The sequence below is a fragment of the Variovorax sp. F042 genome, from assembly GCF_057814215.1.
The window spans coordinates 1-309 of sequence record NZ_JBVASX010000055.1 but is presented as its reverse complement, the minus strand read 5'-3'; the positions used below and the strand labels follow the sequence as shown (position 1 = coordinate 309).

The following is a 309-nucleotide window of genomic DNA, read 5'->3' as shown; positions in this document are numbered from 1 at the left end:
ATGTCGCGGTAAGCGAACACCGGGCGCACGTTGGAGGCGTAGACATGGCCGTCCCCGGCGAGTTTGAGCGTGCTGCCCACCTTGCGCACGGTGACGGAGCCGAAGGTGACGTTGTCTCCCACGTCGGTTGCGCGGTAGCTGAGTGCCAGGTCGCCGTTTGGGCGGAAGAACTCGAAGTTGGCGCGGTCCCAGGTGCGGCCCGTGTTTTCTGGGCGGAAGAGGCTTGTGAAGCCGCCCTGGTTGTTGGCGTCGCGGCCCACGCCTAAGCCGCTGTGGAGGTAGCCGGCAGGGTCGTCGCCGACGAAGAGT

1 pseudogene is annotated in these 309 nt (G+C 66.3%); it reads right to left on the bottom strand.

The features are described 5' to 3' along the window. Window positions 1–309, bottom strand: a pseudogene (locus ACZYSP_RS35370) (carboxypeptidase regulatory-like domain-containing protein); the annotation flags it as partial.